The following is a 1053-nucleotide window of genomic DNA, read 5'->3' as shown; positions in this document are numbered from 1 at the left end:
ATTAATAGCAACAACCCTAATGACTACGCTGGCCGGAACCGCTTTTTCCCATGAAAAACATGGATTTTCAGGCACCCACTGGCATGCCACTGACGTGTGGGGCTTTGTAGTCTTCGGTGGCGCCATGGCGGTGGTGATCTGGCTGTCACGCGGCGGCAAGTGAGGCGGCCATGACGCCCGGCGAACTGTTCACCGACGGCCCCGACCATCTCCTCAACGAGGGCCGGCGCACGCTGACACTCGTGGTGCAAAACACGGCCGACCGGCCGATCCAGGTGGGTTCGCACTACCACTTTGCAGAAACCAACGCGGCACTGGGTTTTGACCGCGATGCGGCGCGCGGCATGCGGCTCAATATTGCCTCCGGTACCGCCGTGCGCTTCGAGCCCGGCCAGCAGCGCACGGTCGAGCTGGTGGACTTTGCGGGTGCGCGAAAAATCTACGGTTTTCGGGGCCTCATTCAGGGAGCGCTTTAATGGCAACCATTGGCAGACGCGCCTACGCAGAAATGTTTGGCCCCACCGTGGGCGACCGCCTGCGGCTGGCCGACACCAACTTGGCTGTTGAGGTGGAAGCAGACTACACCCTGCGCGCCGGCAGCTACGGCGAAGAAGTCAAGTTCGGCGGCGGCAAGACGATTCGCGACGGCATGGCGCAGTCGCAAACAACCAATGCCGAAGGCGCCATGGACACGGTGATGACCAACGCGCTCATCCTGGACCACTGGGGCATCGTCAAGGCCGACATCGGCCTGAAGGGCGGGCGCATCGCCGCCATCGGCAAGGCCGGCAACCCCGACACCCAGCCCGGCGTGGACATGATCATCGGCCCCGGGACCGAGATCATCAGCTGCGAAGGCATGATCGTGACGGCTGGCGGCATCGACTCGCACATCCATTTCATCTGCCCGCAGCAGATCGAGGAAGCGCTGACCTCGGGCGTGACCACCATGCTGGGTGGCGGCACCGGCCCGGCCACCGGCACCTTTGCCACCACCTGCACGCCCGGCCCGTGGAACATAGCCCGCATGCTGCAGGCCGCTGACGCCTTCCC

At 64.1% G+C, this 1053-nt stretch carries 2 protein-coding genes; both read left to right on the top strand.

Going from position 1 to position 1053, the window contains the following annotated elements:
* Positions 1 to 170: 170 nt before the first annotated feature.
* The gene (locus Q8K05_RS08475) at positions 171 to 476 is read left to right on the top strand and encodes an urease subunit beta (RefSeq protein WP_305246194.1); all 306 of its coding nucleotides are present in this window, start codon (positions 171 to 173) and stop codon (positions 474 to 476) included.
* Positions 476 to 1053, top strand: a 578-nt coding sequence (locus Q8K05_RS08470; RefSeq protein ID WP_305246193.1) for an amidohydrolase family protein, incomplete at its 3' end; no start/stop codon positions are given. The genes Q8K05_RS08475 and Q8K05_RS08470, both read left to right, overlap by 1 nt.

It is taken from the genome of Polaromonas sp. (assembly GCF_030682935.1).
Lineage (GTDB): Bacteria > Pseudomonadota > Gammaproteobacteria > Burkholderiales > Burkholderiaceae_C > Polaromonas.
The sequence above is the reverse complement of the archived record's forward strand: the minus strand, read 5'-3'. Positions and strand labels throughout refer to the sequence as shown.